General features: G+C 61.3%; 9 protein-coding genes. 4 read left to right on the forward strand and 5 right to left on the reverse strand.

The window, feature by feature from the left end:
- From EN955_RS32375 to EN955_RS32390, 4 genes are all read right to left on the reverse strand, one after another.
- On the reverse strand, positions 1–1,030 hold a 1,030-nt coding region (locus EN955_RS32375), incomplete at its 3' end, for a L,D-transpeptidase family protein (protein ID WP_127223536.1).
- Positions 1,031–1,459: 429 nt separating this feature from the next.
- A complete protein-coding gene (locus EN955_RS32380; protein WP_008875359.1) occupies positions 1,460–1,975 on the reverse strand; it encodes a winged helix DNA-binding protein in 516 nt (171 codons plus the stop codon).
- A 238-nt stretch (positions 1,976–2,213) separates the two neighbouring features.
- Positions 2,214–2,636 carry a DUF6163 family protein gene (locus tag EN955_RS32385; RefSeq protein ID WP_024504684.1) on the reverse strand — a complete coding sequence of 141 codons (423 nt, stop codon included), beginning with the start codon at positions 2,634–2,636 and terminating at the stop codon, positions 2,214–2,216.
- Positions 2,633–3,676 carry an enoyl-CoA hydratase/isomerase family protein gene (locus EN955_RS32390; protein WP_013532256.1) on the reverse strand — a complete coding sequence of 348 codons (1,044 nt, stop codon included), beginning with the start codon at positions 3,674–3,676 and terminating at the stop codon, positions 2,633–2,635. Before EN955_RS32390 ends, EN955_RS32385 begins: the two co-directional genes overlap by 4 nt.
- A gap of 245 nt (positions 3,677–3,921) precedes the next feature.
- On the opposite strand from EN955_RS32390, the gene EN955_RS32395 reads away from it, so the two are divergent.
- From EN955_RS32395 to EN955_RS32405, 3 genes are all read left to right on the forward strand, one after another.
- Positions 3,922–4,698 (forward strand): DUF2066 domain-containing protein, encoded by a 777-nt coding sequence (locus tag EN955_RS32395; protein ID WP_245265382.1) that lies wholly within the window; start codon positions 3,922–3,924, stop codon positions 4,696–4,698.
- 88 nt (positions 4,699–4,786) lie between these two features.
- A complete protein-coding gene (gene hemB / locus EN955_RS32400) occupies positions 4,787–5,818 on the forward strand; it encodes a porphobilinogen synthase (RefSeq protein ID WP_013532258.1) in 1,032 nt (343 codons plus the stop codon).
- Positions 5,819–6,036: 218 nt separating this feature from the next.
- Entirely contained in the window at positions 6,037–6,684 is a 648-nt protein-coding gene (locus EN955_RS32405; RefSeq protein ID WP_024504686.1) for a dihydrofolate reductase family protein, read from the forward strand.
- 50 nt (positions 6,685–6,734) lie between these two features.
- Here the strand turns inward: EN955_RS32405 and ppk2 are convergent, their stop codons facing one another.
- On the reverse strand, positions 6,735–7,655 hold the full coding sequence (gene ppk2, locus EN955_RS32410; protein WP_013532260.1) for a polyphosphate kinase 2: 921 nt from the start codon (positions 7,653–7,655) through the stop codon (positions 6,735–6,737).
- Positions 7,656–7,931: 276 nt separating this feature from the next.
- Between ppk2 and EN955_RS32415 the strand changes: the two genes are divergently transcribed.
- A partial coding sequence (locus tag EN955_RS32415) for an aldo/keto reductase (protein WP_164753282.1) occupies positions 7,932–8,616 on the forward strand: 685 nt, incomplete at its 3' end.

Consider the following 8,616-nt stretch of genomic DNA (forward strand, 5'->3'; position numbering starts at 1 on the left):
CGCGCACATTCTGCACGCGCACGCAGCCCGAGGAATCGAAACGCAACATCTTGCCGAACAGGCTCTGCTGCGGCGTGTCGTGCATGTAGACGCCATCAGGGCTCGGGAAATTGATCTTCACCGAAGCCATGGCGTTTTCCGAGCCGGGATCCTGACGGAACCGGTACTTGGCGGCGTCGTCGGTCGACCAGTCGACATTCATCGGATCGACTTCGCTGCCATCGGGCGCGAACAGGCGGATGTGGCTGTTCTTGAGATAATCGGGATTTTTCCGCATCAGCGGAATGATGTCCTTGCGCACGATCGAGACCGGCGCGTTCCAGTATGGATTGACGATGATCTCGGTGATCTTGGAATTGACGATCGGCGTCTGGCGATCGATCTTGCCGACGATCGCGGTGTGGCGAAGCACGACGCGGTCGTTCTCGACCGCTTCGACCTGGGCTGCCGGAATGTCGACCAGCACGTAGCGGCTGCCCAGCGTGCCGGCCTTCTCGCGCAGCCGCTGCAGATTGGTCTGCAACTGGCCAAGCCGGATCTGCGCCGAAACGTTCATCGCCGCATAGGTGTATTTGCCCATCGAGCCATCAGCCGGCAGGCCGTGACGCAGTTGGAAGCGCTTGACTGCCGAGTCGACATAGGAATCGAAAGCCGTCGAAATGCCGGCGCTCTGCGACAGGTCGCCGGAAACCATCAGCCGCTTGCGCAACGGCACCACATCGGGATCATCGACGCCAAGCTGCAGCTTCTTGGTCGCGGGAACCTCGACCCAGCCACCCTGCCCGACAATGTTCTGGTATTGCCCGACCGCCTGTTCCGTGAAGGCAACGGTCTGCGGGCTGAAGATCGGCAGCGTCGAAGCCACCTTGCCACCCTCGCTGGCGCGGGCGTCGAACTGGTCGTCCCAATTGCCGCGCGCCGAGGATTTCAGGATATCACCGATCACATCCTGCGCATTGGCGCCGCCGGCGACCACCGCGGCTGCGAGCGCGGAGGCTCCGGACAGGAAAAAACGACGGCTGGTTTTCATGGACGTTCCAGACATTGGTAGCAGTTCGATCACTTGCTGCGTTGATCACCGGGCGATCTCGCCCGCACTGTAAAATTGGCAATCTTAACAATTAGCCAACCATGGTCCGTATCAGCTTGGTGTGACAATGCACAGGCGCGATACGGGCTGCGGGTGAACGCATGGCCTTCACCACAGCATCACTGCCATTCTCGGTTCCATTGGAATATGGCGGCAACGTGGCCTTGCGGCCAAATCCGACCGGCCAGCATTCCGAAAAGAACGGACCGTGCTTTTTGGGTATCGATCGGCGATCGACCACGCGGTGCAATGACCAGCCAAATCAAAGAAAGGCCGATGCCTCTCGGCACCGGCCCTGACTGAAGGTCGATATTTCGGCCGCGCTTCTGTGGCGCGGGCCGGATCCGATGCGGCGGATGTCTTACATCCTTACATCCGGTAGGCGATGGTGTCGTTCCAGAAGCGGTCGAGCCGCTGCAAAGCGCGGTTCATCTGCTTGAACTCATCGGTGTTGATGCCGCCGACCTGTTCGATCGAGCCGACATGACGCTCATAGAGGCCGGCGACGACCTCGGCCACCTCATTGCCCTTCGGCGTCAGCGAGACACGGACCGAACGGCGGTCGATGCGCGAGCGCTGATGGTTGATGAAGCCGAGATCGACCAGCTTCTTCAGATTGTAGGAGACGTTCGAGCCGAGATAGTAGCCACGCGAGCGCAGCTCGCCCGCGGTCAGTTCGGAATTGCCGATGTTGAACAGCAGCAGTGCCTGGATGGCATTGATGTCGGAACGGCCGTTGCGGTCGAATTCGTCTTTGATCACATCAAGCAGGCGGCGGTGCAGCCGTTCAACAAGCTGCAGCGATTCCATGTACAGGGAACGGATAGCCTCACGGCGATCGTCGGATACGTTGGCGGTCTTCGCCGCCGGACGCGAATTGATCATTGTCTTTGCCTCTCGTTTGTCGCCCTGGTGATTTTTTGTTTTTCACCTTGATCGCGACACTATCGAATACTCATAAAATTCGACTTAAACGCTAGGGCTAACAAGAGCTTACCGGTAAGAGGTTTCGGAAGAGGCTTAACGAACGGTCACCCGAGCAAGGATAATTAACCTAAAGATTTCGGCAACGATTGCAGGGCTCATTCGAGGCGACAGCCGGGCCGCCAATGGGTTCAACGGCTTAGTGGCGGACCGGGCGCTTCTGCAGGTAGATGACGACGCGAAAGACGACGTAGAGCACCGCCACCGCCGCATGCGAGACGACAATCAGCAAGCGGTGGCCGAACAACTCGGGAAAGCCGGCGTACATGACCGTCTCGGTCACCGCGCAAATGAACCATATCACCGGGCCCCAGGACGCCAGCATCCACAGGCCGGCAGCGGCAAAGGGAAAGAACACGGCGAGCACCACCGCCGCGACCTGCCAGTGCACGGGCATCAGGTCGAAACGCCACAGTGTGCCCGGATAAAAGCCGATCAGCTTGATCCAGTAGAGAATGCCGAACAGCAGGCAGTAGCCCGATATGACGCGCTGGAACCAGGCGAAGATCACCTCCACCCCCGAGGGCTGCAGAACGATGCGCCTTGAGGTCACCTCGCTCATATCAGGAGTTCCCGTTCGCCGAGCGGAGCGAAATAGGCGTCGACATCCGCTTCGCTGACCGCTGCGAGGCTTGCCGGCCGCCATTGCGGCTTCGAGCCCTTGTCGATGATGGCAGCGCGGATGCCTTCGTAGAAATCATGGCCGGCGAGCATCCGGTTGAGGATGCGGAACTCCATCTTCATGCAGGCTTCCATGGACAGCGTCAGTCCGGCGCTGATCTGCCGCCAGGCGACGCGCAGGCTGGTCGGCGAGCGGGTGCGGATCGTCGCCAGCGTCTTTGCCGCGAACTCATCGGCGGCGGCCGCACGCTCGAGGCTGTCGATGACGCGGTTCAGGGACGGTTGCGAAAAATGACGGACAATCGCCTCCAGCGTCGGCCTGTCGGTTTCTCGCCTTGCCTGCACGAAGAAGCCGCGCAGCACCGATTCCGGATCGCCGGTCAACGCCAGCCGGTCGAGGAAGCCAGCCTGGTCCTCGGCCTTGATGGTATGGGTGGCCAGCCCAGACCACAGCGCATCGCCATATCGAATGCGATTGCCGGTCAGCGCCAGATACATGCCGAAGGAGCCGCCGAGATCGGGCAGCAGGTGGCTGGCGCCAACATCCGGAAAGAAGCCGATGCCGACTTCCGGCATGGCAAACTGGGCATTCTCGGTCATCACCCGGTGCGAGCCGTGGAAGGAGATGCCGACGCCGCCACCCATGACGATACCGTCGATCAGGGCGACATAGGGCTTCTTGTAGCTGTTGATGCGGGCGTTGAGCCGGTATTCGTCGGCGAAGAACTCGACCGGCGGTTTTCCCGCCCGACCTGTCTCATAGACATGCAGGATATCGCCGCCGGCCGAAAAGGCCCTGCCCTCTGCCTTGACGACGATGACGTCGATGCCCTGGTCGGCCTCCCAGGCGGAAAGAGCGGCGTCGAGCGCCCCGATCATGCGGTGCGTCAAGGCATTGAGGGCCTGCGGCCGCGTCAAGGTGACGACGCCGGCCCGGCCCAGATGTTCGAAGCGGATCTCGTCGCCTCCGCCAAAATCCATCGTGAAAGAATCCCTCTCCCGGCCGCCGGGACTGAAGTGCTAAAGCGTGGCGCATGGGTGCGTCAATGGCGAGGACACCGGTGCAAGCTCTGGCCCGGACCAGGAGCCAGTGCTAAAAATGGAGCTGCAATACGGAAAACTGGGTAGAGTTCATTGCAGCGTACCTGGTGGGTCTTCGAACGGGACGATTGTTTATGACTCGATTTTCGCACCTTGCGCCGGTGGCAATCGGGCTGAGCCTCTGCTTGGCTGTTCTCCCGGTCATGGCGGGGACTTTGGAAGACCTCTACAGCTCGCAGACCATCGTCAACGGCAAGTACGAGAAGAACCGCCAGTCCGGCTTCAAGCGCTGCCTCGACGCGGTTCTGGTGCGGGTTTCCGGCGATCAGCGCCTGCCGGCGAAACCTGAAATGACGGCATTGCGCGACAAAGCCGGCACCTTCGTCGCCAGTTTCCAGTATCGCGACCGCATGGAAGGCATTCCCAACCATGACGACCAGGGCACGTACGATCGGCCTCATAATCTCTACTGCCAGTACAAGCCTGCTGACATCGACCCGGTGTTGGCTTCGCTCGGCAGCAGGCCGTGGCTGACCGGGCGGCCACGGCTGGCGGTGTTTTTGGCGACCGAGCGCGGAACAACGCATTACGCGCTCGATGCCGAGGACGACCGTGGCATGCTGATGCGCGAATCGTTCGGCAATGCCGCCGTACCGCTGGCCATGCAGGTGACTTTTCCCACGGTGGCGCAGCTGTCGCAGGCCGGATTGGACGATCAGGCGCTTCGCAATGCCGAGATGACGAAGCTCGACACACTGGCGAAGAAGGCCGGCGCCGACCAGGCGCTTTACGGCAGTCTCGTCTGGAGCGACAAGGAACTGGGCTGGATCGCCGACTGGCGGCTGGCCATGGCCGGCAAGACCTACATCTGGCAGGTGCGCGGTGTCGGCTTCGACGAGGCTTTCCGTGTCGCCATCAGGGGCGCGGCACAGATTCTGTCAGGCAATGGGCAACCCGAATAGGCCTCGACCCGGTCGCTGGCACAATCGTGCCGCATTGGTCAGCGGCGGGAGCTCGTGGTAAAAGCCTGCCCGAACGAGAGTACTGGCGATGAACAAATTCACCCCCGCAAAGCCCGCCGGAGCGCGCGGCGTCGACGAGATCACCGGCAGCCGCCGTCTGCGCCGCATGCGCAAGGCCGACTGGTCGCGCCGTCTGGTGCAGGAGAACCGGCTCACGGTCGACGATTTGATCTGGCCGATCTTCGTCGTCGAGGGCAAGGGTATCCGCGAGCCGATCGCCGCCATGCCCGGCGTCTTCCGCCTGTCGATCGATCTCGCCGTCAAGGAGGCAGAGCGCGCGGCAAAACTCGGCATTCCCGCCCTCGCCACCTTCCCCAATGTGGACATCTCGCTGCGCGACCAGACCGGCTCGCACATCCTCGATCCCGACAATGTGATCAACCGCGCCACCCGCGCGATCAAGGATGCGGTACCGCAGATCGGCATCATCACCGACGCAGCGCTCGACCCATTCACCAGCCACGGCCATGACGGCATCCTGCGCGACGGCATCATCGTCAACGACGAGACAGTGGAACAGGTGACCGCCGCTGCAGTCATACAGGCGGCCGCCGGCGCCGACATCATCGCACCGTCCGACATGATGGACGGCCGTATCGGCGCCATCCGCGACGCGCTCGATGCCAATGGTTTTCAGGACGTGGCGATCATGTCCTATGCGACCAAATTCGCCTCGGCCTTCTACGGACCCTATCGCGAGGCGGTGGGCACCGCCGGTCTGCTCAAGGGCGACAAGAAGACCTATTACATCGACCATGCCAATTCGGACGAGGCGGTGAGAGAGGCCGAACAGGACATCGCCGAGGGCGCCGACATGCTGATGGTCAAGCCCGGCCTGCCCTATCTCGACATCATCCGGCGGCTGAAGGACGAGTTCCAGATGCCGACCTTCGCCTACCAGGTGTCAGGCGAATATTCGATGATCAAGGCGGCAGGCGCCAATGGCTGGATCGACGGCGAGAAGGCAATGCTGGAATCGCTGCTCGCCTTCAAGCGCGCCGGCTGCGACGGCATCCTGACCTATTTCGCACCCGAAGTGGCGGAGATGCTGAAGGGGTAATTTCTCTTCGCGACGACGGCCGGTCGCGGCGAGCAATGTCGGCCAATCCGCTTCGACATCCATACCAATTTCCGGCTCTTGGCCGGGGAATCCATAGCGAGGGCCACTTGACCGTTGCGTGGGCTTCGTTTGAGCTTGAAAATACCGCTTGCAATTCACAATCGGTTTGCTACAAAACAACTGCTTGCAAAACACAATCGGTTATCGAGGAGGCTCGCATGTCCAAACTTCGCGTCAACGCTTTCACCCTATCGCTCGACGGCTATGGCGCCGGTCCCGATCAGGATCTGCAAAATCCGCTCGGCGTCGGTGGGGAATCCTTGCACAAGTGGTTTGTCGACACCCGCACCTTCCGCGAGATGGTGCTCGGACAAGATGGCGGCACCACCGACGTCAACGAGGCGTTCGCGGCGCGCAGCTTCGAAAATGTCGGCGCCTGGATCCTCGGCCGCAACATGTTCGGACCGATCCGCGGCGAATGGCCTGACGACAGCTGGAAAGGCTGGTGGGGCGACAACCCGCCCTATCATGTGCCGGTTTTCGTGCTGACCCATCACAAGCGGGAACCGATCACGATGGAGGGCGGCACCACTTTCCACTTCGTCATCGACGGCATCCATTCAGCTCTTGAACAGGCCAAGGCTGCCGCTGGCGGCAAGGATGTGCGGGTCGGCGGCGGCGTCGCCACCATACGGCAATATCTGCAGGAAAAACTGATCGACGAGATGCATCTGGCGATCGCGCCGGTGCTGCTGGGCACGGGCGAGAACCTTTTTGCCGGCCTGGACATGCTCAAGCTCGGCTATGTCTGCAGCGAGCAGGTGGCGACCCCGCTCGCGACGCATGTGGTGATCAAGCGGGCGTAGGTGGAGAGCCAATCTCCCCCCGCGTGGGGGAGATCGCAGCTTCGTCTGCCTCAATACTTTTCCGGTACGTAGAGCTCGCGCGGCAGCACCTGGCGTTCGTATTCGGGGTTGAAGACGCGCTCCGGCAAAGTGATCTCCTCGTGCGGCACTTCCTCGTAAGGCAGCTGCTTGAGCAGATGGTCGATGCAGTTCAGCCGCGCGCGTTTCTTATCGTTGCCCTCGACGATGAACCAGGGCGCTTCCGGGATGTTGGTGCGGGCGAAGGTCTCTTCCTTGGCCTTGGTGTACTGCTCCCAGCGCACGCGCGACTGCAGGTCCATCGGCGACAGTTTCCACTGTTTCATCGGATCGTGGATGCGCATCAGGAAGCGCATCTGCTGTTCCTCGTCGGTGATCGAGAACCAGTATTTGACCACGGTGATGCCCGAGCGGACCAGCATGCGCTCGAATTCCGGCACGTCGTGGAAGAATTCTTCGACCTGATCGGGCTGGGCAAAGCCCATCACCCGCTCGACGCCCGAGCGGTTGTACCATGAGCGGTCGAACAGCACGATCTCGCCGCCGGCCGGCAGATGCGGGACATAGCGCTGGAAATACCATTGCGACTTTTCGCGCTCCGTCGGCGCCGGCAGTGCGACGACACGGCAGATGCGCGGGTTGAGGCGCTGGGTGATGCGTTTGATGACACCGCCCTTGCCGGCCGAATCGCGTCCCTCGAAGATTACCACCAGCTTCTTCTTGTGGTGGGCGACCCAGGACTGCAGCTTGATCAATTCGGACTGCAGGGTGATCAGGTCGCGAAAATACTGCATGCGATCGATCGAAGGCGGATGCGAGTTCTTGTAGATCTTGGCGATCTCCATCGACAGCGCCGGCTCCGACATTTCGAGCTCATAGTCTTCGTCAAGCGTGTCGGCGAGCTCGGCTTCAAGCCAATCCCTGGCCGGAGAATTCTGTTTTAGCTCGGTCATTATCGGCTGCTCCACTTGCAAGCTCTGTCGATCCACGTCCGGCGCCCCAAACTCCCGGCCTACAGCCCGGGAACGGCAACACCTGAGCCGACTTCCATATAGGCCTGCAATGACGGTTTTATTGCAGCGCGAGCATGGTTACCGCCGCTGTCGATCCAGCCAGGCATGATCGATCCGCCGCGCTGGCATGGAGACACGTCACCCAAATTGTCCTACAAATAGCGGCCACTTTCGGGCGCCCCCCAGCCTTTTTCCAACGTAATCGCGAGGACCGACATGGAATACCGCACTCTCGGCCGTTCCGGCCTGAAAGTTTCGACACTGACCATGGGGACCATGACGTTCGGCGGCGCCGGAGCTTTTTCGGCGGTCGGCAAGACCGATCTCGACGAAGCGCGCCGGATGATCGATCTCTGTATCGACGCCGGCATCAATGTCATCGACACCGCCAATGTCTATTCGAACGGCATTTCCGAAGAAATCATCGGCGAAGCGCTCGGCGGCAAGCGCAAGGGCGACGTGCTGATCGCCTCCAAGGCACGGATGCGGATCGGCAAAGGTCCAAACGATGAAGGCCTGTCGCGCCATCACCTGATCCGGGAATGCGAGAAGAGCCTGAAGCGGCTCAAGACCGACGTCATCGACATCTATTTCCTGCACGAATGGGATGGCGTGACGCCGCTGGAGGAAACCATCGGCGCGCTCGACACGCTGGTTGCCCAGGGCAAGATCCGCTATGTCGGCTGCTCCAACTATTCCGGCTGGCAGGTGATGAAGGCGCTCGGCATCAGCGACAGCCGTCATCAGCCGCGCTTCATCACGCAGCAGATCCACTACACGCTGGAAGCGCGCGAAGCGGAGTACGAACTGCTGCCGATTTCCGTCGACCAGGGGCTGGGCGTTCTGGTCTGGAGCCCGCTTGCCGGCGGATTGCTGTCCGGCAAATACCGCCGTGACAGCC

This window comes from Mesorhizobium sp. M7A.F.Ca.CA.001.04.2.1, assembly GCF_003998485.1.
GTDB lineage: Bacteria > Pseudomonadota > Alphaproteobacteria > Rhizobiales > Rhizobiaceae > Mesorhizobium > Mesorhizobium ciceri.